Origin of the sequence: Bacteroides clarus YIT 12056 (assembly GCF_900129655.1) — a bacterium.
GTDB classification, from domain to species: domain Bacteria; phylum Bacteroidota; class Bacteroidia; order Bacteroidales; family Bacteroidaceae; genus Bacteroides; species Bacteroides clarus.
Genome location: NZ_FQWK01000008.1, coordinates 17,658 through 41,659 on the forward strand (window position 1 = coordinate 17,658; position 24,002 = coordinate 41,659).

Here is a 24,002-nt window from a genome sequence, read left to right on the forward strand (position 1 = left end):
GGTAAAAGTTTTCGTTAATAAATTCAAAGACGGGATTTTCCAGCCGGACAGAGAGAACATAAAAAAGGCAGAAGAACAATCATCTCCTGCCTGTAATATAATGTATTGACAATCCTTTATTCTTCGTACATCTTGTCAATCAGTTCCTTATAGTTCTTTGAGACAACGGAGCGTTTCAACTTCAATGTATTGGTCAATTCTCCCCGTTCCATATTAAACGGTTCGGGCAATAAAGTGAAACGTTTCACTTGCTCGTAATTGGCAAACTGTTGCTGCAACGTATCGATACGGGCACGGAACAAAGCCTGCACTTTAGGATGTTGCAATAAATCGGCCATATCTTTATACTCAAGACCTTTTTCCTTAGCGTAGTTCTTTACCAAGCCATACACAGGAACAATCAGGGCGGATACAAACTTGCGCTGATCGGCGATAATGGCAATCTGGTCGATATAACGGTCGATTGCCAGTTTGGTTTCCAAAGCCTGCGGAGAGATATATTTGCCATTGGAAGTCTTGAATAAATCCTTGATACGTTCGGTCAGATACAAATGATCATCTTTCAGATAACCGGCATCACCCGTATGGAACCAACCGTCTTTATCGATGGCTGCCGCAGTGGCTTCCGGTTTCTTATAATAACCGGTAGTAATCGTCTTACCCCGGAGCAGGATTTCATTATTCTCTCCAATCTTTACTTCAAGATCGGGCATGACGGTTCCGACCGAACCGATTTCATATCCTTTGTCAAGGAAGCAGGAAACGGTAGCGGTAGATTCCGTCAGTCCATAACCCACTACCATATTAATGCCCACCGAATGCACGAATTCGCAGATTTCATCGGACACAGCCGCACCGGCGGTCGGGAAGAAATTACCGTTCTCAATACCGATTGTCTTTTTCAGCAGGGCATAGATAGTCTTTTCGTAGAACTTGTACTTCAGATGAAGCATCAGAGGCGGCGTCTTGCCCACACGCAGGTAATCGATGTTATGCATCTTGCCTACTTTGATGGCATCCAGCATCATTGCTTTCCGCAATCCGGTTTCCTGCGCAATCTTTTCCTGTACGCCCGCATAAACCTTCTCCCAGAAACGGGGAACGCTGCACATCAATGTAGGACGCACTTCCTTGATAGTAGTCTGAATATCCGCCGGACGAAGATTGATACAAACCTGTACCCCTCTATGAATACAGAGATAAGTCCAGGCTTTCTCAAACACATGCGTCAGCGGAAGGAAGTTCATGGATACATCCTTATCCGTCATGGCGGTCAAACGAATATCATGGATACGGATAGCCTCTCTGTAATTGAAGTGGTGTAACATCACGCCTTTCGGCTCTCCGGTAGTACCGGATGTATAAAGGATATTCGCGAGGTCGTCATCCGATGCGCGGGCGCTACGCTCTTCCACAACATCATTGTGGGGAAGCCCCTCACCCAATGCGAGAAAATCATCGTAGTAAATGGATGTCTTATCGCGGGGATCGAGCACCACGCTACGGTCGAAGATAATAAGTTTCTGCAAAGAATGGCAAAAACCGAATGCGCTGAAAGCGGCATCGTACTGAAACTGCTCGCCTACGAAAAGGAAACGTATCTGAGCGTCATTAATAATATACTGCGCCTGAGCCGAAGAACTGGTAGCATACAACGGTATGGTCACCAGACGATTGGCAAAAGCCGCAAAATCAGTAAATAAACATTCCGGTTTATTTTGTGAGAAGATACCGATATTTCTCTGTTCCTCTACACCCAAAGCCACCAACGCATTGGCTGCCTGACGTACCGTTTGAGAGAATTTATTCCAAGTGATGGGTATCCATTGTGATGTTTCATAGTCCCTGTATTTAAGGGCTACTTTGTCTCCATACTTCTCTGCCTGACGATGTACCATGACAGACAAATGATGATAAGTCATATTTTTAATAAATTGGTAAATATGGGTGCAAAGGTATTAGTTTTATTTGAAACTATCTCCCTTTTTCGGGATTTATCCGTAAGTTTGCAGAGTAATAACGAATATATAACTAATCTTGACGATGACAACCGACATACAGACTTTAGTTTCCGAAGCAACCGGACTGCTTAAATCATTGATAGCTATCCCCTCATTAAGCCGCGAAGAAGAACAGGCCGCGGACTTTTTACAGAACTATATCGAAATGCAGGGAATGACAACCGGAAGAAAAGGTAACAATATATGGTGCCTCGGCCCGATGTTCGATTTGAATAAACCGACGCTGCTGCTCAACTCTCATATCGATACGGTGAAACCCGTAAACGGATGGCGGAAAGCTCCGTTCAGCCCGTCGGAAGAAAACGGAAAGATTTACGGTTTAGGAAGTAACGATGCCGGAGCAAGCGTAGTCAGCCTGTTGCAGGTGTTCCTGCAACTTTGCCGGACTACACAGGCATACAACCTGATTTATCTGGCTTCCTGCGAAGAAGAAGTATCGGGCAAGAACGGCATAGAGTCCGTATTGCCGGAACTGCCTCCCATACAATTCGCCATTGTGGGCGAGCCTACGGAGATGCAACCCGCCATCGCCGAAAAAGGGTTAATGGTACTGGACATCACCGCTTACGGCAAATCGGGGCATGCCGCCCGAAACGAAGGCGATAACGCCATATATAAAGTATTAAACGATATCGCCTGGTTCCGCGACTACCGTTTCCCGAAAGAATCGTCTTTATTGGGGCCGGTAAAGATGAGTGTAACCATGGTAAATGCGGGAACCCAGCATAATGTCATACCCGACCGCTGTACATTTGCGGTCGACATCCGCAGCAATGAATGCTATACCAACCGGGAACTTTTCGACGAGATACAGAAGCATATCGGTTGTGAAGCCAAAGCCCGGTCTTTCCGTTTGAGTTCTTCGCATGTTTCTCCCGAACATCCGCTGGTAAAAAAGGCTGTTGCGATGGGCAGAACGCCATTCGGTTCCCCTACCCTTTCAGACCAGGCGCTGATGTCCTTCCCGTCCATGAAAATGGGACCGGGCAAGAGCAGCCGTTCCCATACGGCAGATGAGTTTATCTTCATCAAAGAGATTGAGGAAGCCATTACGCTCTATCTGGATTTGCTGGACGGGGCGACAATATAATGCTACCTGTTCAGCCAGGGTTCGGGATTCAGTTTCTCCTTTTCACGGCGTAGCTGGAAGTGAAGTACCGTACGTCCGCCGTCAGCTCCATCCGAGAATACCTGACCGATAGCTTGCTTGGTAGTAACCGTGTCACCTTGTTTAACGGAAGCGGAAGACAGGTTGCAGTACACTGAAATATATGCTCCGTGGCGGATAAGGATATTAAACAGCCCGTTCAGTTTGAATACGGCCGCCACCTTACCGTTAAAGATGGCGCGAGCCTGCGCTCCCGGTTTTCCCTGAATGTCGATGCCTTTATTATCCAACTTGACATTGCGCAGTCCTTCCACCGCATATTGCCCGTAATGACTGGTTATGATATAAGCTCCGCTGATAGGCATAGGCAACTTGCCCCGATTATTGGCAAAGTCGCCGGATAGCTCACGGTCGGCCTTACTCATGGTATAAGTTTCCAGAGGAGCAGCTTTGTTTTTGGAAGCGGACGCCGCCGACTTATCCGTTTTCGCCCCTTCTTTCTTGCGGGCAGCCGCTTCGCGGCGCGCTTCTTCGGCGGCGCGTTTGCGGGCTTTCTCTATTTCTTCGGCAATCAGGCGGTCGATACGCGCATTGAGTTGATTGGCCTCGCGGCGCTTTCTGGCAATCTCGTTCTGCAATCCGCGTTGTTTCTTCTGCAAGCTGGTTACAAGGGTACGCTTTTCTTTCTCCTGCGCTTCCAGTTTTACTTTCTCGGCCTCACGCTCTTTCAGCAAATCGGCTTTGGCGGTCCGCACCTGCCTGAGTTCCGCCTTTTTCTTATTGACTTGTTCCTGCTTTTTCAGCACTTCCTCACCTTGCAGACGCTGGTAAGTGGCATACTCACGCACATAGCGCAAGCGGCGATAGGTCTGCGCCAAACTCCGGGCAGAGAAAATAAACATCAGTTTCTCCTCGATGGAACGGTTCTTATAAAGGTATTGAACGGATGACTCGTATTTCTTCTTCTTATCCTTTAAGTCACGCTGCAATTTTCCTAACTGGCGTTCCAACGACGATAACTCACGGTCTATCGCCTCCACATCCTTGTTTATAGTAAGGATATAGCGTTTACGCTCCTCTATCTGGCCTGTCAAAGCGGCAAGTCCATTCAACTGGCTGCTTACGGTTTTCTTTGTGGTTTTCAGAAGTGTTTCCGATTCGGTAATCTGCTTTTGCAAAGCGCCGCGCTTGCTTTCCAATTCCTTTATCAGCCTGTTAGACTGCGCGAGGAGCGGAAAAGCCATACAGAAACAACTTATAAAAATACAAAGCAAACGTCTCATAGGCTCATCAGCATTTCTAATATTTCATTTAACTCTACCTGCGTATACTTTGAAGACAATTCGGTAGGCGTCAGAGAAAACGAATCATTGGAAAAGTTGGACAACTCGACTTTGCCTTTCTCCAAAGAGGGAATACCCAGCTCCTTTCCCGACAAATCTTTCTTGCCGTCGGGTTTGGAAGCGTCAAACAGAATCTTTTCCAAATGGGCAAAGTCGGCTTTCTTCGGCAACACATCCTTCAATTCCTTACGGGTAGCACGCACATAACGTTTGCCCATACGGTCTACCAGTAATATCTCTTCGGGCGTCACTTCCATGCGCGCCACCTCTGTACGTATGATGGGCATCAGGAAAGAGAGCTGCATCCGTTCGCCGCTTATCAACTTCATCGTGCCGTTTACGGTAAAAACCGCATCTTTGGTAGGAACCGTCAACTTCACCTTAGACGACAGATAGCGGGCGCTTTCGAGTAATTTGGACGTCTCCGCCTTACGAGAGGTTTTACAACCCGCCAGACAGCAGAGGAGAAAGAGCATGAAGAGCAGCGTCTTACTATTGAATTTCGTTTGTTTCATCGCCTTATTACTTTTATCATTTACACTTTACCGCCTTACTTATCGCTGATATACTTCTTCTTTTGAATCTTCTGTTTCAGCGTTTTGGACTTACTGCCTATCTCCAATGCCTGTTTCCAGTATTCCAAGGCCTTGTCCGCGTCACCTGTCATATAGTAGATATCACCGCAGTGTTCCACGATAACATCGCTTTTGCCGCCATCATTCTTCATGGCATCGTCTATATACAAACGGGCTTCGGCATAGTTGCCTTTCTCAAACAGAATCCAGGCGTAAGTATCTAAGTAAGTGGCATTATCAGGTTCCGCCTTTACCGTCTTATAACTCATCTCCTCGGCTTTATCCAGATTACGACGCTCGACAGACAGGTAATAAGCGTAATTATTCAAGGCTCCGATATTGGAAGAATTATACACCAGCGCCGAATCATAAGCGGCATAAGCTTCCGTATTCAAATCTTTCGTATGATAAGCATCTCCCAAAATGGAATAGAAATCCGAAACGACCTCTTTCTTACTGTCCGCCGTGATTTGCGTCAACGCTTTTTGGCAGATGGAAATCACATCATCTGTCCGTTCCGCCTGATTATACGCAATAGCCAGATAGAAATAGAATTCCAGCATTTCAGGATTGGTTTCAACACCGGCTTCGCATAAATCAATCACATCCTTGTAATCCTCTTTGCGTACCGCCTCACCCAGTAGCATCATACGCGCGGCCGTATTGGTAGGGTCGATTGTCAATACCTGACGCAGTACCGGAAAGGCTTCTTTGTTCATTCCTTTAGACAAGAGATACTGGGCGTAAAGCATCGGTATCCCGGCATCGTCCGGTTCCTGTTCCAGAATACGGTCGAAAAGGTTGATAACCCGCGTACTATCCTTGCCGTCCTGCTCATTCTGCACTACGAACTGACGCATTACGTTCAGTTTTGTTTCCGAAGGAACTTTCTTGTTGAGCAATAAAGTATCCAACTGCCGCTGGTAAAGGTCTTTCTGACCGGTCGCCTCATAATAGGACGCCAGCGAATACATCGCCATAGCATTATCCGGCTCGGCATCCAGCACCTTGCGGTACACGCTATATGCTTCTTCCTTCTTTCCGTTCTGCATATACACGTCTCCCAACACAACCTGATAACGGGAATCCATCGGATACTCCGCAACCAGACTCTCTATCTCATGGAAAGCATTCTTGTTATCTTTCATTTGCAGGTAAATACGGAACTTCTCCATACTCAACTGCTCGCTTTTGCCCATCTTCCCCTCAATCCGGTTCAAGGTGGCAATCACTTTATCGTACTGCTCCTGCCGGTTATAAATATCCAGCAAGGCATAAAGCGGATCCAGCTTGTCAGTGAAACGCACGGACATATCTTCCAGCAGCTTCATGGCCTTCTCCTTCTCGTCCTGTTGCTGATAAAGATTCGCCAGTCCCTGGCTGTACCAATAATTATCCGGATCATTCTCCACGGCTTTCTCCAATGCGGCCTGACCCTGAGGCGCTTGTTTCAAGTACAAATAATACTGAGCCAGTTCATATAAAGCCGACGAAGCATTCGGATTGATAGTCAGGCAATGCTGCAACAAATCAAAGGCCGCGTCATAGTCTTTCTGAACCTTCAGGCGGGCTGCCTCCAAAAAGAAGTAATCGTACTTACGCTGCTGTTCCGGAGTGAGCACAACAGCCTCTGCCGGCCGTACCTTCATCTTCTGCCGGGAAGTACCGCAGGAAACAAACAGCACACAGGCCAATAAGCATCCGATTATTTTAATATTCTTATTTCTCATTCAAGCATCCTGTTATACGCCCGTATGTCCGAAGCCACCGGCACCGCGTTCCGTTTCATCCAACACATCCACTTCCTGCCATACGGCCTGCTCATGGCGGGCAATCACCATTTGGGCGATTCGTTCTCCATCCTCAATCATAAATGTTTCCGAAGAAAGGTTCACGAGGATGATACAGATTTCACCGCGATAGTCGGCATCGATAGTACCCGGAGAGTTCAATACCGAAATACCTTTCTTGATAGCCAAACCGCTGCGGGGACGGATTTGCGCCTCAAAACCTGCCGGCAAAGCGATGTACAGCCCCGTAGGCACCAGGCAACGCTGCAATGGCTCCAAAGCCATCGGTTCGGAAAGATTGGCACGGATGTCCATTCCGGCGGACAATTCGGTAGCATACGCAGGCAACGGATGTTTCGACTTATTTATAATTCGGACGGTCATACTATTATTTGCCATTTTAATGAAGTTACGATTAAGATTACTTTAATTCACTATTTAACGGGCAAAATTACGGATTTTGAAGCAAATAGTCATACATTTGCAGTTAAATAATAAGAAAGTAATAACATGATGGATTGGAATACCCTCATATCCGCCAAACGATTCGGTTTGGAAGAGTTTCATAAAGAGCGTCACGAGAACCGTTCTGAATTTCAGCGGGATTACGACCGCCTCATCTTCTCCGCGCCCTTCCGGAGGTTACAGAACAAGACACAAGTGTTCCCCTTGCCCGGCAGCATATTCGTGCACAACCGCCTGACACACAGTCTGGAAGTTTCCTGTGTAGGCCGTTCGCTGGGCAATGACGTAGCCAAAGCCATCCTTGCCCGCCGCCCCGAATTGCAAAACTCTTATCTGCCGGAAATCGGTTCCATTGTTTCCGCCGCGTGCCTGGCCCACGATTTGGGTAATCCGCCATTCGGACATTCCGGCGAACGCGCCATCTCCACGTTCTTTTCGGAAGGAAAGGGATTGGCATTGAAAGGGAAGCAGCCCGACGGGGAGCAACTCACCCCGACGCAATGGGAAGACCTGACACACTTTGAAGGAAACGCGAACGCCTTCCGTCTGCTTACCCACCGGTTTGAAGGACGCCGCAAAGGCGGCTTCGTCCTGACCTATTCCACCCTTGCCGGCATTGTAAAATACCCCTTTTCATCGAGTTTGGCAGGACAAAAGTCCAAATTCGGGTTCTTCACCACCGAGGAAGAAAGCTTCCGACGGATAGCCGAAGAACTGGGCATGAAAAAGCTTAATGACTCGCCTCTGAAATATGCACGCCACCCGCTTGTTTATCTGGTAGAAGCCGCAGATGACATCTGCTATCAGATGATGGATATCGAAGACGCTCACAAGCTGAAGATTCTCACCACGCAAGAAACGCAGGATTTACTTTTATCCTACTTCCCCGACGAGCGTAGAGCGCATATACTCGATACTTTCAAGATTGTGAGCGACACCAACGAGCAGATTGCCTATCTGCGCTCTTCCGTTATCGGACTGCTTATCGGAGAATGCACCAAAGCGTTCCTCGACAATGAAGCGCGGATTTTAGAGGGAGAATTCGAGGGCAGCCTCATCAAACATATTACCGAACGGCCTGCCGCAGCCTACAAACATTGCGCAGAGGTGTCTTTCCGGAAGATATACCGTTCGCGTGATGTATTGGATATAGAACTTGCCGGTTTCCGCATCATCAGCACTTTGCTCGAGCTGATGATTGATGCGGTATGTTCACCGGAAAAAGCATACTCGCAGTTGCTCATCAACCGGGTGTCCGGTCAATACAATATGAAAGCGACCGCGCTGTATGAAAGAATACAGGCCGTACTGGACTACATCTCCGGCATGACGGACGTCTTTGCCCTCGACCTCTACCGGAAAATCAACGGGAACAGCCTGCCTGCGGTATAACTATCTGCTTGGGAAGAATATCTTATTCGCTCCGGAAGTCAGATTACACGATTCCGGCTCGTTTTCGATGAATGACTGGATATGGCGAATACGCTTTTCCGCCAGGATTTCATCGACAGCGATTAAGATACCTGTCTCTTCCACATCACCGAAACCGTAATTAATAGCCGTACCGAACATACGCATTGTCGGGCTAAGGCTCATATACGCATTTACCAACGGCGGAATATTGTATCCCAATTTACGGATTTCACCATTTAAAATCTTATAGTCTTCTTTAAATGTATCCTTACAGAATAAAGTAGCCAACTCATTCTCGTCAGATTCCAATTGCAGCGGTTTCATCGGAGTAATCAAGCTGTCTTTATCGGCGAAATGCTTCTTCAGGAAATAAAGAATCATGTCACGTCCCTTACGGATATAACTGGGGTACATAGTCACCTTTCCGAAGAAATACTTCACGTTGGGCATAACCACTGTCAGCGCGCCCAAACCGTCCCACAGATTATCCAGCGCAAACAGGCCTTTACTGTCGCGGCGGGTAGACTGATATTCGAGCGTCACGAACGAACGTCCGAGCTCAATGGTAGTGGGAAGATATTCATTCAGGAACTTCTCGGAGAAGTTAAACATGTGCGCAGTAGCCAGAATCGGCGCGCCGTGCTCGTCGAAACGTACGTCCGTACCGAGAATATAGCGATAACCGCCTAATATTTCTTCCGCTTCCGGATTCCAGACAATCAATTGTTTATAAGGATTATCCATCAAGTCATATTCGTCGAGGTCCATGGACATCCCTGTTCCGCCACCGGCAGCACGAAATGCTATCTCACGCAGACGTCCGATTTCCTTCATCGTATTAGGTGAATCCTGAGCGGTAACAATGTATATCTGATTATTACTCTTATTCGTCATGCGCAAGCGTTTGTCTTCGGTCAACTCCGCCTTCAGCAATTCTTTGCTTATCGGTGCAATAATATCTTCCATCTTCCGAGCTTCTATTTTTTAATATTCAATGTTCAACTTATAATTTATACACGATATCCTTCACATACTGCGCCCACTGCGCAGGTGTTTTCGTCTTATCGAATGTTTGCCAGGGAATAGGCTTGCCTATCGTAATGGTAAATGTCTTATGGCGGTTCTTCAACATCTCGTCCGCCAGATACAGCATAGCGATATTGAACTTGATGCCCGACAGTTTGCAGAGATTGGCCAGGTTATAAAAGAAATTGGAATTACGGCCTTCAAAATGAATGGGCACTACATCGCGGTGCGCCTCAACGCTCTTCACAATAAACGTCTTTTTCCAATCCAAGTCGCGGATAACTCCATTCCGGCGCCGCGAGCAAAGCCCGGCAGGAAACATAATGAGTTGGTCGTCCGACGCAAATCCGGCCTCTACCATTTTCGGAAAGTCCTTAGCCTGTTTGCCGGTCTTGTTAATAGGTATGCAGAGAGGAGCTAATCCACGCAGGTTCATGAGCAGGTCATTCACCATATATTTCACCTTTCCATCGTAAAAAGTACCGAGTACGTAGCCTAACGCCACCCCGTCCTGTCCGCCCAAAGGGTGATTGGAAACAAAGGTATAAAGTCCGTCTTTCGATAAGTTCTCCTCGCCCTTCACTATCAGTTTGGCATCCAGAAAGTCCAAACAGGCCTGCAGGAACTCCACCCCCACTTTATCTTTCGACTCTCTCAGAAAAACATTCAATTCATCTTGATGAACGATGCGCTTCAAATAAGACACGACAAACTTAGGGATATACTTCACATGCTTCGGAGCTTTCTCCCGAAGAATCTTATCAATGTCAATCAAAAATAAAGAGTCGTCAGCCATTCTTTTTATGATGAAATGATTGCGCAAAATTAACGCATCTTTTTAATTAAATGCAAATAATCGATAGAAAACTACACCCAAAATCTATCAAATAGCACCTAAAATCTATCAATTGATAGTTTTTACCCCAAAGATTGCTTAAAAACCACCCGACACAAAGCCGAAACTTTCGTAAACTTGCAATGCTGAAAGGCTAAACGAACAAGTAACCATTTAACAAAGCACATTATGAATAGTATTACATTTAAAAAAGATCTGCTCGGAGTTCAAAACGATTTATTACGCTTCGCGTACAAGCTCACCTCCGACCGTGAAGAAGCAAACGACCTTCTTCAAGAAACATCTCTCAAAGCTTTGGATAATGAAGATAAATACATGCCCGATACTAATTTCAAAGGTTGGATATATACGATCATGCGTAACATCTTTATTAACAATTATCGTAAGGTTGTACGCGACCAGACATTTGTAGACCAGACAGATAATCTTTATCATCTGAACCTGCCGCGCGATACCGCTTTTGAGAGTACGGAAAGCGCATACGACCTGAAAGAGATGCACCGCATCGTCAACGCATTGCCACGCGAATACAAAGTTCCGTTCTCCATGCATGTTTCCGGTTTTAAATACCGCGAGATAGCCGAAAAGCTGGGACTTCCGTTAGGAACCGTAAAGAGCCGTATATTCTTCACCCGCCAGAAACTACAACAAGACCTGAAAGATTTTGTTTAATCAATATCCCATATAAAATCATCCCATGAGATAAATGTATTTGTCTCATGGGATGAATCTTTTTGTCCCGTAAGATGATTTTATCCGTCTTACGGGACAAAATCATTCGTACAGGGAGACGATTATAGGCCCCTCACAAAATCACAGGGTTCACCCGCCAAGCGCCGTCAACAGGAAGCCGTGAAAGGTGAAGGGGATATAAGCGAACATTGTTTTATCCGAAACACACTATCCGTCCGGAATAAACGCACCATGTATTTCCACTAAACAGATAATGCGTTTCCGGCCGACAGACCATGCGTTTCCCCGGAGGATATTTTACTTTCCTACGAGGATAAATTCATTTGATACGCCTTTCATCACACATCCGTCCCGCCTGCCGGAGCAACCCGTCCGCCCGCACCAATCCCCCACCAATCAAGCGACGCAACACTCTGTTCATTTTCAACAGAATAAGTAATCAACATGCTGTTGAAAACTTCTAAGTAAGATTTTAGTTAAAACATTGTGGGGAATTGTGGGGAAATGTGTATTTTTACCGTCGCTTATTATAATAAGGTGAAAATGATACGCTTTTTAGGCAATATTGAAGCAAAAACGGATACAAAGGGACGCGTATTCATCCCTGCCGGTTTTCGGAAACAGCTGCAGGCTGCTTCCGAAGAGAGACTCGTATTGCGTAAAGACGTGTTTCAGGAGTGCCTGATACTCTATCCCGAAAGCGTCTGGTTCAAAACGCAAACCCAACTTCGGCGGCGGCTGAACAAGTGGAACGCCAAACACCAACAAATTTTCCGGCAGTTTGTAAGCGATGCGGAAATCATGGTTCCCGACGGGAACGGACGTATCCTGTTGCCTAAGCGCTACTTGCAAATGGCGGGCATACAAAGCGATGTACGTTTTATCGGCGTGGACAACACCATCGAAATCTGGGCGAAAGAAAAGGCGGAACAACCTTTTATGAATCCGGAAGAATTCAGCGAGGCATTGCAAGATATTCTGGGAGACGAGAATTGGGAAGAAACAGAGGCAAGCGATGAGACAGCAGAGTAATAAACGATTCTAACTAAAAAATGAAGGAAGAAACAACATATCATATTCCGGTACTTTTGATGCCAAGCGTCGACGGGATGAACATCCGCCCGGACGGAACGTATGTAGACGTGACATTCGGCGGCGGCGGTCATTCCCGCGAGATAGTGTCACGCTTGGGCGAGGGTGGCAGATTGCTGGGATTCGACCAAGATGAGGATGCGGAACAAAACATCGTAAACGACCCGCACTTCACATTTGTACGCAGCAATTTCCGTTATCTGCATAACTTCCTGCGTTATCATGGTATCGGGCAAGTGGACGCCGTACTCGCCGACCTCGGCGTGTCGTCACATCATTTCGACGATAGCGAGCGGGGATTCTCTTTCCGCTTTGACGGCGCACTCGATATGCGGATGAACAAGCGCGCCGGACTCACTGCCGCCGACATCGTAAATACATACGACGAAGAGCGTCTGGCCGACATTTTCTATTTGTATGGGGAACTGAAGAACAGCCGCAAGCTGGCATCCGTTATCGTCAAGGCGCGCGCCACCCGAAAGATTGGCACCATCGGAGAGTTCCTGGATATTATCAAACCGCTCTTCGGACGCGAAAGAGAAAAGAAAGAACTTGCGAAAGTGTTTCAGGCGTTGCGCATCGAAGTCAATCAGGAAATGGAAGCGTTGAAGGAGATGTTATATGCAGCTACGGAAGCATTAAAGCCCGGCGGACGACTGGTAGTGATCACCTACCATTCGCTGGAAGACCGCATGGTGAAAAACATCATGAAGACCGGCAATATAGAGGGCAAGGCGGAAAAAGACTTCTTCGGAAACGTACAAACGCCTTTCCGTTTGGTAAACAACAAAGTGATTATTCCGGATGACGACGAGATTGAGCGTAACCCGCGTTCGCGAAGCGCCAAACTGAGAATCGCGGAGAAAATCATAAAGTGATTAAGATGATAAAGCTATAAAGTGACAGGGCGATGAATGAGACGGCTAATAAACAGGAAGAGGTGAAAGGCGAAAAGGTAAAAAGACGGACTTCGCTAAAGAACATCATAGGCGGTGACATTCTGGCTACGGACTTTTTCCGTCGTCAGACGAAGCTGCTCGTCCTCATCATGGTTCTTATTCTGTTCTATATCCATAACCGCTACGCCTGCCAGCAGCAGATGATAGAGATAGACAAGCTCAAGAAAGAGCTGATAGACATAAAATACGACGCTTTGACACGCAGTTCCGAACTGATGGAGCGAAGCCGTCAATCGCGTATCGAAGAATATATCGCGACGAAAGAAAGCGATTTGCAGACTTCGACCAATCCGCCGTACTTAATCAAATAAGTATAGGGAATGGAAAACAGACCGGTAAATAGTAAATAGTAAATAGTATAATAGTAAATCGAAACAGCCTTGGCAGTAAACAAGAAAAATATAATGACCCGTTACTTCTTCGTAGTCCTTGTTATGGGACTGATAGGAGTAGCCATTATCGTAAAAGGTACCGTCATCATGTTTGCCGAACGTCAGTACTGGCAAGATGTCGCCGACCGCTTTGTGAAGGAGAATGTTACGGTGAAGCCCAACCGTGGCAATATTCTTTCATCGGACGGTAAATTAATGGCGAGCTCCCTACCGGAGTACCGCATTTATATGGATTTCAAAGCGGGTGGAGAGAAGAAAGACACCATGCTGATGAATCATTTGGGCGAAATCTGCGAGGGATTGCACCGGATATTCCCCGACAAAAGCGCTGCCGAATTTAAAAGGCATCTGCTAAAAGGACGCAAAAAGGGCAGCCGCAATTACCTGATTTACCCGAAGCGCATCTCTTATATCCAGTATAAGGAAGCCAAAAGATTGCCGGTGTTCAACTTGAACAAATACAAAGGCGGTTTCCACGAACAGACTTACAACCAACGTAAAAAGCCTTTCGGCTCTTTGGCCGCCCGTACGTTGGGCGACCTCTATGCCGATACGGCGCAAGGGGCAAAGAACGGTATCGAGCTGGCATTCGACACGCTGCTGAAAGGACGTGACGGCATCACCCACCGCCAAAAGGTGATGAACAAATACCTGAACATAGTGGACATCGCTCCCGTAGACGGTTGCGACATCATCTCCACCATCGACGTAGGCATGCAGGATATTTGCGAAAAAGCGTTGATAGATAAGTTGAAGGAAATCAATGCCAGCGTAGGTGTCGCCGTACTGATGGAAGTACAGACAGGAGAGATAAAAGCCATTGTCAATATGATGAAAGCGGGTGACGGCAACTATTACGAAATGCGCAACAATGCCATCAGCGATATGCTGGAACCGGGCTCTACCTTCAAGACCGCCTCTATCATGGTAGCCCTTGAAGACGGGAAGATTACTCCCGACACGGAAGTCGATACGGGTAACGGCATCATGATGATGCACGGCCGCCCGATGAAAGACCATAACTGGCACCGGGGCGGATATGGCAAAATCGATGTGACACGTATTCTGGAAGTATCATCCAACATCGGCGTTTCCTATCTTATCGACAAGCATTACAGCGACAATCCGCAAAAGTTTGTAGACGGATTGAAGCGTATCGGCATAGACCGCCCGCTTCATCTGCAAATAGCCGGAGAGGGCAAGCCTAACATCCGCGGTCCGAAAGAACGCTATTTTGCCAAAACCACGTTGCCCTGGATGAGTATAGGATATGAAACGCAGGTACCGCCGCTGAACATACTGACTTTCTACAATGCCATCGCCAATAACGGCACAATGGTACGTCCGAAATTCGTGAAAGCGGCTGTGAAAGACGGCGAGGTTGTGCATGAATTCCCTACGGAAGTCATCAATCCTAAGATTTGCTCGGACAATACGCTGACGCAGATACGGGAGATTCTGCACAAAGTAGTCTCCGAAGGTTTGGCCAAGCCGGCCGGAAGCAAACAGTTTGCCGTAGCCGGCAAGACGGGTACGGCGCAGATTTCGCAAGGCGCCGCCGGATATAAGGCGGGACGGGTGAATTATCTCGTCAGCTTCTGCGGATACTTCCCGGCAGAGGCTCCCAAGTACAGTTGTATCGTCTCCATACAGAAACCGGGACTTCCGGCATCGGGCGGTTTAATGGCGGGCAGCGTATTCAGCAAGATTGCGGAAAGGGTATATGCCAAGAATCTGCGGTTTGATATACGCAGTGCGATAGACAGCACCACGAATGTGATTCCCGCGGTAAAAGCGGGAGAGATGAACGAGGCGTTGCGTGTGCTCAACACATTGGACGTTCCGGTGCAGAAGCAGTTCGAGGCACAGAAAGGGCGAGAGTTATGGGGACACAGTCAGGCCGCCCCGTCTGCCGTTATCCTGCAAAATCAGAAAGTTTCCGCAGGCATAGTGCCCAGCGTAGTGGGCATGGGGGCTAAAGATGCCGTTTATCTGCTGGAAAGCAAGGGGCTTAAAGTACGCCTCAACGGCATCGGCAAAGTAAGAAACCAGTCCATTGCAGGTGGAAGCCGGCTGGTAAGAGGTCAGACGATAGCCTTGACGTTACGTTAATATAAGAATATACATATATATAATAAGGTATGAAATTAACCGAACTATTAAAAGCAATACAACCGGTACAAGTTATCGGCAGTACGGAAAAAGATATAACAGGAGTAAACATCGACTCCCGTTTAGTTGCGGCCGGACATTTGTTCATGGCAATGCGCGGCACGCAGACCGACGGGCACGCATATATTCCGACAGCCATTGAGCAAGGCGCTATAGCCGTACTGTGCGAAGACATGCCGGAAGAACCCAACCCCGATATTACATATATCCAGGTAAAAGACAGCGAAAATGCGGTAGGTAAGGTTGCCACCACCTTCTACGGCGACCCCACTTCCAAGATGGAGTTGGTAGGCGTAACCGGCACTAACGGCAAAACAACCATTGCCACCTTATTATATAATACATTCCGTTATTTCGGGTATAAAGTCGGACTGATTTCCACCGTATGCAACTACATCGATGACCAGCCCGTTCCAACCGAGCACACCACTCCCGATCCGGTTACCCTTAACCGCCTGTTGGGTGAGATGGCAGACTCCGGATGCAAATACGCATTCATGGAAGTCAGCTCCCACTCTATCGCGCAGCAGCGCATCAGCGGTCTGAAGTTTGCCGGCGGCATCTTCACCAACCTTACGCGCGACCACCTGGATTATCACAAGACTGTTGAAAACTACCTCAAAGCAAAGAAGAAATTCTTCGATGATATGCCGAAGAGTGCGTTCAGCCTGACCAATCTGGATGATAAGAACGGATTGGTCATGACTCAGAACACACGCTCACGCGTATATACTTATTCATTGAGAAGCCTCAGCGACTTTAAAGGGAAAGTACTGGAGTCTCATTTTGAAGGCATGCTGCTCGATTTCAACAATCACGAGCTGGCCGTACGTTTTATCGGCAAGTTCAATGCTTCCAACCTTCTCGCCGTATTCGGCGCAGCCGTGTTATTGGGCAAGAAAGAAGAAGATGTGCTTGTCGCCCTCAGCACTTTACATCCTGTAACAGGCCGGTTTGATTCTATCCGCTCCCCGAAGGGCATCACCGCCATTGTAGATTACGCCCACACTCCGGACGCTCTGGTAAATGTACTGAATGCCATCCACGACGTATTGGCAGGCAGGGGGAAAGTGATAACCGTAGTTGGCGCAGGTGGCAACCGCGACAAAGGGAAACGTCCTATCATGGCCAAGGAGTCCGCCCGTCTGAGCGACCGTGTTATCATCACTTCCGACAATCCCCGCTTCGAAGAGCCGCAAGACATCATCAATGACATGCTGGCAGGCTTGGACAAAGACGATTTGGAGAAGACGATCAGTATCACCGATAGGAAATACGCCATAAAGACCGCCTGTTTGCTGGCGCAACCGGGAGACGTTATCCTCGTTGCCGGCAAAGGACACGAAAACTATCAGGAGATAAAAGGAGTGAAGCATCATTTCGATGATAAAGAAGTACTTAAAGAAATTATGAATTGAGCAGTGTGAATTATGAATTTCAATGCAGCGTATCGTACGATATTCCCCGTATGCATCCCGATTCATAATTTATAACTCATAATTAGAAAAGACATGTTATACTACTTATTCCAATGGTTAGATAAATACGACTTCCCCGGTGCGGGTATGTTCGGTTATACATCTTTCAGGGCGTTAATGGCTATCATCCTGGCATTGCTCATTTCGAGTATCTGGGGTGACAGGTTCATTAATCTGTTAAAACGCAAGCAAATCACCGAGACACAACGGGATGCCGACATCGACCCGTTCGGCGTAAACAAGGTGGGTGTGCCGAGCATGGGTGGAGTAATCATAATCTTTGCCATTTTGATTCCCTGTCTGTTGCTGGGTAAGCTGAACAATATCTATATGATTCTAATGCTTATCACAACAGTCTGGTTAGGCTCGCTGGGATTCGCCGACGACTATATCAAGATTTTCAAGAAAGACAAGGAAGGTCTGCACGGTAAATTCAAAATCATCGGCCAGGTAGGCTTGGGGCTCATCGTAGGACTGACGCTGTATCTCAGCCCGCAGGTCGTTATTCGTGAGAACATCGAAGTGGAAAAGCCGGGACAAGGTATAGAGGTAGTACATGCCGCTAAAGAAATCAAAGCTACGCAGACGACCATTCCTTTCTTTAAGAGCAACAACCTGGACTATGCCGACCTCGTATCTTTTATGGGAGAGCACGCCCAAACGGCCGGATGGATATTGTTCGTATTCATTACAATCTTCGTAGTGACCGCCGTTTCCAACGGCGCTAATCTGAATGACGGCATGGACGGCATGGCAGCGGGCAACTCCGCCATCATCGGTCTGACTTTGGGTATACTGGCGTACGTATCCAGCCACATCGAATATGCCGGCTATCTGAACATCATGTATATCCCGGGCTCGGAAGAACTGGTAATCTTCATCTGCGCCTTCATCGGCGCCATGATAGGCTTCCTCTGGTACAACGCTTACCCGGCACAAGTATTCATGGGTGATACAGGCAGCCTGACCATCGGCGGCATCATTGCCGTATACGCCATCATTATTCACAAAGAACTATTAATACCGATTCTCTGCGGTATATTCCTCGTAGAGAACCTGTCGGTAATTCTGCAACGGGTATATTACAAAGCCGGTAAACGGAAAGGCGTCAAGCAGCGTCTCTTTAAACGAACGCCGATACACGACCACTTCCGCACCGGCATGAACCTGATAGAGCCCGGTTGCAAAGTGGTATTTACCCAACCGACGCAATTGTTCCATGAATCAAAGATTACCGTCCGTTTCTGGATCGTAACCATTGTATTGGCAGCGATAACAATTATAACGTTAAAGATAAGATAACAATTAAATGAAGAATTATGAATTATAAATGAAGAATCTGGCTGCGCACTATTACGCTGCATGGCAATTCTTCATTCATCATTCTTCATTCTTAATTATAATAAAGTATGAGTAGAATTGTAGTTTTAGGAGCAGGCGAAAGCGGCGCGGGAGCTGCCGTACTCGCCAAAGTTAAGGGTTTCGATACGTTCGTATCCGATATGTCCGCCATTAAAGACAAATACAAGGAACTGCTGGACAGGTATGACATTGCTTGGGAGGAAGGACAGCATACCGAAGAGCTGATACTCAATGCCGATGAGGTGGTAAAAAGCCCCGGTATCCCCAATGACGCGCCGCTGATTCTGAAATTGAAAGAGAAAGGTATCTCTATCATCTCCGAGATAGAATTTGCCGGACGTTATACAAACGCTAAAATGATTTGTATTACAGGTTCTAACGGTAAGACTACCACTACTTCGCTCATTTACCACATTTTCAAGAGTGCGGGACTGAACGTGGGACTGGCCGGAAACATCGGCAACAGCCTCGCCTTGCAAGTAGCAATGGAAAAGCACGATTATTATGTTATCGAGCTCAGCTCCTTCCAACTGGATAATATGTATAAGTTCCGTGCCAATATCGCCGTACTGATGAATATCACTCCCGACCATCTGGACCGATACGATCATTGTATGCAGAAATACGTAGACGCCAAATTCCGCATCACGCAAAACCAGACGCCGGAAGACGCTTTCATCTACTGGAACGACGACCCTATCATCCGCAGGGAATTGGAGAAGCACGGTCTGAAAGCGCATCTCTATCCTTTTGCCGCCGTGAAAGAGGACGGAGCCATCGCTTATGTGGAAGACGGCGAAGTGGAAATCAACGAACCTATCGCTTTCAATATGGAACAAGAGGAACTTGCCCTGCACGGAACCCATAATCTCTATAACTCATTGGCGGCCGGTATCTCCGCCAATCTTGCAGGCATCAGGAAAGAAGATATACGCAAAGCCCTATCCGACTTCAAGGGTGTGGAACACCGTCTGGAAAAGGTGGCGACCGTACGCGGCATCCAGTTCATCAACGACTCCAAAGCGACCAATGTCAATTCTTGCTGGTATGCTTTACAAAGCATGACAACCAAGACCGTACTGATTCTTGGCGGCAAAGACAAAGGCAATGACTATACCGAAATAGAAGACCTGGTACGCACCAAATGCTCGGCCTTGGTTTATTTGGGGCTGCACAATGAAAAGCTGCATGAGTTCTTCGACCGTTTCGGGCTACCCGTTGCCGATGTGCAAACCGGTATGAAAGATGCGGTAGACGCAGCTTTCAAACTGGCGCAGAAAGGCGAAACGGTATTATTGAGTCCCTGTTGCGCCTCATTCGACCTCTTCAAGAGCTACGAGGACAGAGGCGACCAATTTAAGAAATACGTAAGAGAGTTATAAATGGATTTATTAAAAAGCATATTCAAGGGAGACAAAGTAATCTGGATTATCTTCCTCTTCCTTTGCCTCATCTCCATCACAGAGGTATTCAGTGCGGCCAGTACGCTTACCTACAAAAGTGGCGACCACTGGGGGCCTATCACTCAGCACAGCATTATCCTAATGGTGGGCGCTGTGATTGTGGTACTTATGCACAACATTCCCTATAAATGGTTCCAGGTATTTCCCGTCTTCCTGTTACCGGCTTCCGCGATACTGCTGGTGCTGGTCATGATGATGGAACGTATCAATGGCGCGGCGCGCTGGATGACATTCATGGGTATACAGTTCCAACCCTCGGAGATTGCAAAAATGGCGGTTATCATCGTCACGGCTTTCATCCTGTCCAAAGGGCAGGATGAGGACGGCGCCAATCCGAAGGCGTTCAAACGGATTATGATAATAACCGGGATTATCTGCCTGCTCATTGCTCCGGAGAACCTGTCCACAGCCGCACTGCTGTTCGGAGTAGTCTTTTTGATGATGTTCATAGGACGTGTCTCCGCTAAAAAACTGTTGATACTGATTGGCGGTTTGGCATCGGTGGGTGTTATCGCCGTAGCTTTCCTGCTGATGACAAAGAACAGCGATATACCTTTCCTGCACCGGTTTGACACGTGGCGTGCCCGTATCGAGAAATTCACGAGTGACAAGGAAGTACCCGCCGCCAAGTTCGACATAGACAAAGACGCGCAGATAGCCCACGCACGCATCGCCGTTGCCACCAGCAATGTTGTAGGCAAAGGTCCGGGTAATTCCGTACAGCGGGACTTCCTGAGCCAGGCATTCTCCGACTTCATCTTTGCCATTATCATCGAGGAGCTCGGACTGGTAGGAGGAGTCATAGTTGTATTCCTCTATATCTGCCTGTTGATACGTGTAGGGCGTATCGCCAAGAAATGCGACCGTACCTTCCCCGCCTTTCTCATCATCGGCATAGCCTTGTTACTGGTGTCACAGGCCGTCTTCAACATGATGGTAGCCGTGGGGTTGGCTCCCGTTACCGGACAACCGCTACCGCTTATCAGCAAGGGCGGTACTTCTACGTTGATAAACTGCGCCTATATCGGTATGATATTGAGCGTCAGCCGATATACAGCCAAACTGGAAGAGCAGAGGGAACATGATGCGCAAATCACCATGCAGGTAGAAACCGGCAGCGGAGAAGAGAGTACTTACAGCGAGGCGCAAAGCGCCGCAGAGCCGACAGCCAAAATGCTGAACAGCGATGCAGAATTTGAATAAGATTAATTATCAGTAGTAGCAAATAGATGAACTCAGATATGGAAACAAAGAATAGCAAGCCGCGCATTATTATTAGCGGTGGCGGCACAGGCGGACACATTTTCCCGGCTGTATCCATCGCCAACGCGATTAAGGAGTTGCGTCCCGATGCGGAAATCCTGTTTGTAGGCGCAGAAGGGCGTATGGAGATGCAGCGTGTACCCGATGCCGGTTACAAGATTATCGGTCTGCCCGTAGCGGGTTTCGACCGCAAACACTTGTGGAAGAACTTTGCCGTATTGATGAAACTGGCGCGCAGCCAATGGAAAGCGCGCAGAATCATCAAACAATTCCGTCCGCAGGTGGCGGTAGGCGTAGGCGGCTATGCCAGCGGCCCGACCCTGAAAACGGCGGGAATGATGGGAGTACCGACTCTGATACAGGAGCAAAACTCGTATGCAGGCGTCACCAACAAGCTGCTTGCCAAGAAAGCCTGTAAGATATGCGTTGCCTACGAAGGTATGGAAAGGTTCTTCCCCGCAGAGAAAATCATCATGACCGGCAACCCTGTCCGTCAGAATCTGTTCGGACATTCCGTTTCGCGCGAAGAAGCCGTACGCTATTTCAGTTTAGACCCGTCCAAAAAGACTATCCTGATATTGGGCGGCAGCCTCGGTGCGCGAACCATTAACCGGACTTTAACCGCGGGTCTTGACATCATCCGGCAGAATCCCGATATACAGTTCATCTGGCAAACCGGTAAAATATACATCGACCAGGTAAGAGACGCCATCACCACAGCAGTCGGTGAAGCCGTACACCATCCGCATATCAACGCCATTCCCAATCTGTATGTAACAGATTTCATCAAAGACATGGCGAATGCCTATGCGGCGGCCGATTTGGTAATCTCCCGTGCCGGTGCAGGTTCCATTTCAGAATTCTGCCTGCTGCACAAACCTGTAATCCTTGTTCCGTCGCCCAATGTGGCGGAAGACCACCAGACCAAGAATGCGCTGGCGCTCGTCGATAAAGACGCCGCTATCTATGTGAAGGACGTGGAAGCCCAGGAGAAACTTCTGCCCGTGGCATTGGCAACCGTAAAAGACAGCGGTAAGCTGAAAGAATTGAGCAACAACATCGCCAAACTGGCATTACCCGACTCGGCAACAATCATTGCCAAAGAGGTGCTGAAACTTATTAAATGACAAGTACATGAATATAGAAACCATAAAATCCGTTTATTTCGTCGGCGCCGGCGGCATTGGCATGAGCGCGCTGATACGCTATTTTCTTTCCAAAGGCAAATTCGTAGCAGGGTATGACCGCACGCCGAGCGCGCTGACCGAGCACCTGATTGCAGAAGGCGCACAGATACATTACGAGGAAGACGTCACCCTTATTCCGGAGAATTGCAAGGACAAAGGAAACACATTGGTTGTGTACACCCCTGCCATCCCCCAAGAGCATGCCGAGCTGGCGTACTTTCATAAAAACGGTTTTGAGATACACAAACGCTCCCAAGTGCTGGGCACCATCACCCGCAGCAGCAAGGGACTTTGCGTTGCCGGCACTCATGGAAAGACTACCACGAGTACAATGGCCGCACACTTGTTTCACCAGTCGCATATAGGCTGTACCGCTTTCCTCGGCGGCATTTCCAAAAACTACGGAACAAACCTGCTCCTGTCGCAGACCAGCCCGTACACCGTGATTGAAGCGGACGAATTCGACCGTTCCTTTCACCGGCTCTCTCCTTATATGAGCGTCATCACCGCCACAGATCCCGACCATTTGGATATATACGGTACATGCGAAGCCTATCTTGAAAGTTTCCGTCACTACACCACCCTTATCCAACCGGGAGGCGCATTGATTATCCGTAAAGGCCTTGCCCTGCAACCGGACGTGCAACCGGGAGTAAAGATATATACCTACTCCCGCGACGAAGGAGACTTCCATGCGGAGAATATCCGCATCGGCAATGGTGAAATCTTCATAGACTTCGTTGCTCCGGACACCCGTATCAACGACATCCGGCTTGGCGTACCCATCGGCATCAATATAGAAAACGGCGTAGCCGCCATGGCGCTCGCCCACCTGAACGGAGTTACCGACGAGGAAATCAAACAAGGAATGGCAAGTTTCCGCGGAGTAGACCGCCGCTTCGACTTCAAGATTAAGACGGACAAGCTCGTATTCCTCAGCGACTACGCTCATCATCCTGCCGAAATCGCGCAAAGCGTAAAGTCCATCCGCGAGCTTTACAAGGACAAGAAGATAACCGCCATCTTCCAACCGCACCTCTATACCCGCACCAAAGACTTCTACAAGGACTTTGCAGACAGTCTTTCCCTATTGGACGAGGTGATTCTGACGGAAATCTACCCCGCCCGCGAACAACCCATTCCCGGTGTCAGCAGCCGACTCATTTATGACAACCTGCGTCCGGGTATCGAAAAGTGTATTTGCAAGAAAGAAGATATTCCGGCCCTGCTTGCAAAGAAACCTATCGAAGTGCTGATAGTGTTGGGCGCCGGTGACCTGGATAACTATGTGCCTTCCATAACCCGATTGCTCGAACAGCGGGCAAACAGTGAATCGTAAATCGT

20 protein-coding genes are annotated in these 24,002 nt (G+C 48.0%); 13 read left to right on the forward strand and 7 right to left on the reverse strand.

The features are described from left to right. Positions 1 to 116: 116 nt before the first annotated feature. The gene (locus BUB52_RS13935; protein ID WP_022218267.1) at positions 117 to 1,922 is read right to left on the reverse strand and encodes an AMP-dependent synthetase/ligase; all 1,806 of its coding nucleotides are present in this window, start codon (positions 1,920 to 1,922) and stop codon (positions 117 to 119) included. Between the two features lie 121 nt (positions 1,923 to 2,043). Between BUB52_RS13935 and BUB52_RS13945 the strand changes: the two genes are divergently transcribed. Beyond that, positions 2,044 to 3,111 (forward strand): M20 family metallo-hydrolase, encoded by a 1,068-nt coding sequence (locus BUB52_RS13945; protein WP_009120323.1) that lies wholly within the window; start codon positions 2,044 to 2,046, stop codon positions 3,109 to 3,111. Between the two features lie 2 nt (positions 3,112 to 3,113). On the opposite strand, the gene BUB52_RS13950 is transcribed toward BUB52_RS13945, so the two are convergent. From BUB52_RS13950 to dut, 4 genes are read right to left on the reverse strand one after another with little or no spacing between them, the layout of a single operon-like run. Further along, on the reverse strand, positions 3,114 to 4,412 hold the full coding sequence (locus tag BUB52_RS13950) for a murein hydrolase activator EnvC family protein (protein WP_039950128.1): 1,299 nt from the start codon (positions 4,410 to 4,412) through the stop codon (positions 3,114 to 3,116). Next, complete coding sequence (locus BUB52_RS13955; RefSeq protein WP_009120321.1) at positions 4,409 to 4,987, reverse strand: DUF4292 domain-containing protein; 579 nt, start codon at positions 4,985 to 4,987, stop codon at positions 4,409 to 4,411. Before BUB52_RS13955 ends, BUB52_RS13950 begins: the two co-directional genes overlap by 4 nt. A gap of 35 nt (positions 4,988 to 5,022) precedes the next feature. Continuing rightward, positions 5,023 to 6,777, reverse strand: coding sequence for a tetratricopeptide repeat protein (locus BUB52_RS13960; RefSeq protein ID WP_009120320.1), 1,755 nt, complete (start codon positions 6,775 to 6,777; stop codon positions 5,023 to 5,025). Between the two features lie 12 nt (positions 6,778 to 6,789). Continuing rightward, positions 6,790 to 7,221 (reverse strand): dUTP diphosphatase, encoded by a 432-nt coding sequence (gene dut, locus BUB52_RS13965; protein ID WP_022218272.1) that lies wholly within the window; start codon positions 7,219 to 7,221, stop codon positions 6,790 to 6,792. 126 nt (positions 7,222 to 7,347) lie between these two features. Here dut and BUB52_RS13970 point away from each other — a divergent pair, with 126 nt between their 5' ends. Continuing rightward, on the forward strand, positions 7,348 to 8,694 hold the full coding sequence (locus BUB52_RS13970) for a deoxyguanosinetriphosphate triphosphohydrolase (protein WP_009120318.1): 1,347 nt from the start codon (positions 7,348 to 7,350) through the stop codon (positions 8,692 to 8,694). Here the strand turns inward: BUB52_RS13970 and BUB52_RS13975 are convergent, their stop codons facing one another. Beyond that, positions 8,695 to 9,681 carry a glycine N(alpha)-acyltransferase GlsB gene (locus tag BUB52_RS13975; protein WP_009120317.1) on the reverse strand — a complete coding sequence of 329 codons (987 nt, stop codon included), beginning with the start codon at positions 9,679 to 9,681 and terminating at the stop codon, positions 8,695 to 8,697. 37 nt (positions 9,682 to 9,718) lie between these two features. Next, complete coding sequence (locus BUB52_RS13980; RefSeq protein ID WP_009120316.1) at positions 9,719 to 10,537, reverse strand: lyso-glycine lipid O-acyltransferase GlsA; 819 nt, start codon at positions 10,535 to 10,537, stop codon at positions 9,719 to 9,721. 228 nt (positions 10,538 to 10,765) lie between these two features. Between BUB52_RS13980 and BUB52_RS13985 the strand changes: the two genes are divergently transcribed. The 11 genes from BUB52_RS13985 (at position 10,766) to murC (ending at position 23,997) form a co-directional block, all read left to right on the forward strand. Then, the gene (locus BUB52_RS13985; RefSeq protein WP_009120315.1) at positions 10,766 to 11,269 is read left to right on the forward strand and encodes an RNA polymerase sigma factor; all 504 of its coding nucleotides are present in this window, start codon (positions 10,766 to 10,768) and stop codon (positions 11,267 to 11,269) included. A gap of 564 nt (positions 11,270 to 11,833) precedes the next feature. Next, positions 11,834 to 12,322, forward strand: coding sequence for a division/cell wall cluster transcriptional repressor MraZ (mraZ, locus tag BUB52_RS13990; protein WP_022218275.1), 489 nt, complete (start codon positions 11,834 to 11,836; stop codon positions 12,320 to 12,322). A 20-nt stretch (positions 12,323 to 12,342) separates the two neighbouring features. After that, entirely contained in the window at positions 12,343 to 13,260 is a 918-nt protein-coding gene (rsmH, locus tag BUB52_RS13995; RefSeq protein ID WP_009120313.1) for a 16S rRNA (cytosine(1402)-N(4))-methyltransferase RsmH, read from the forward strand. Between the two features lie 32 nt (positions 13,261 to 13,292). Then, positions 13,293 to 13,652: an FtsL-like putative cell division protein gene (locus BUB52_RS14000; RefSeq protein ID WP_009120312.1), complete on the forward strand. Its 360-nt coding sequence runs from the start codon at positions 13,293 to 13,295 to the stop codon at positions 13,650 to 13,652. 93 nt (positions 13,653 to 13,745) lie between these two features. After that, positions 13,746 to 15,845 carry a penicillin-binding protein gene (locus tag BUB52_RS14005; RefSeq protein WP_009120311.1) on the forward strand — a complete coding sequence of 700 codons (2,100 nt, stop codon included), beginning with the start codon at positions 13,746 to 13,748 and terminating at the stop codon, positions 15,843 to 15,845. 29 nt (positions 15,846 to 15,874) lie between these two features. Next, positions 15,875 to 17,323, forward strand: coding sequence for a UDP-N-acetylmuramoyl-L-alanyl-D-glutamate--2,6-diaminopimelate ligase (locus BUB52_RS14010; RefSeq protein ID WP_009120310.1), 1,449 nt, complete (start codon positions 15,875 to 15,877; stop codon positions 17,321 to 17,323). A gap of 93 nt (positions 17,324 to 17,416) precedes the next feature. Beyond that, positions 17,417 to 18,685, forward strand: a complete 1,269-nt coding sequence (mraY, locus tag BUB52_RS14015) for a phospho-N-acetylmuramoyl-pentapeptide-transferase (protein WP_009120309.1) — start codon at positions 17,417 to 17,419, stop codon at positions 18,683 to 18,685. Positions 18,686 to 18,792: 107 nt separating this feature from the next. After that, on the forward strand, positions 18,793 to 20,127 hold the full coding sequence (gene murD, locus BUB52_RS14020; protein ID WP_009120308.1) for a UDP-N-acetylmuramoyl-L-alanine--D-glutamate ligase: 1,335 nt from the start codon (positions 18,793 to 18,795) through the stop codon (positions 20,125 to 20,127). Further along, complete coding sequence (locus BUB52_RS14025; protein WP_009120307.1) at positions 20,128 to 21,411, forward strand: FtsW/RodA/SpoVE family cell cycle protein; 1,284 nt, start codon at positions 20,128 to 20,130, stop codon at positions 21,409 to 21,411. Between the two features lie 38 nt (positions 21,412 to 21,449). After that, positions 21,450 to 22,598, forward strand: coding sequence for an undecaprenyldiphospho-muramoylpentapeptide beta-N-acetylglucosaminyltransferase (gene murG / locus BUB52_RS14030; RefSeq protein WP_039950136.1), 1,149 nt, complete (start codon positions 21,450 to 21,452; stop codon positions 22,596 to 22,598). A 7-nt stretch (positions 22,599 to 22,605) separates the two neighbouring features. Next, positions 22,606 to 23,997, forward strand: a complete 1,392-nt coding sequence (murC, locus tag BUB52_RS14035) for a UDP-N-acetylmuramate--L-alanine ligase (protein WP_039950127.1) — start codon at positions 22,606 to 22,608, stop codon at positions 23,995 to 23,997. The last annotated feature ends 5 nt before the right edge of the window (positions 23,998 to 24,002 follow it).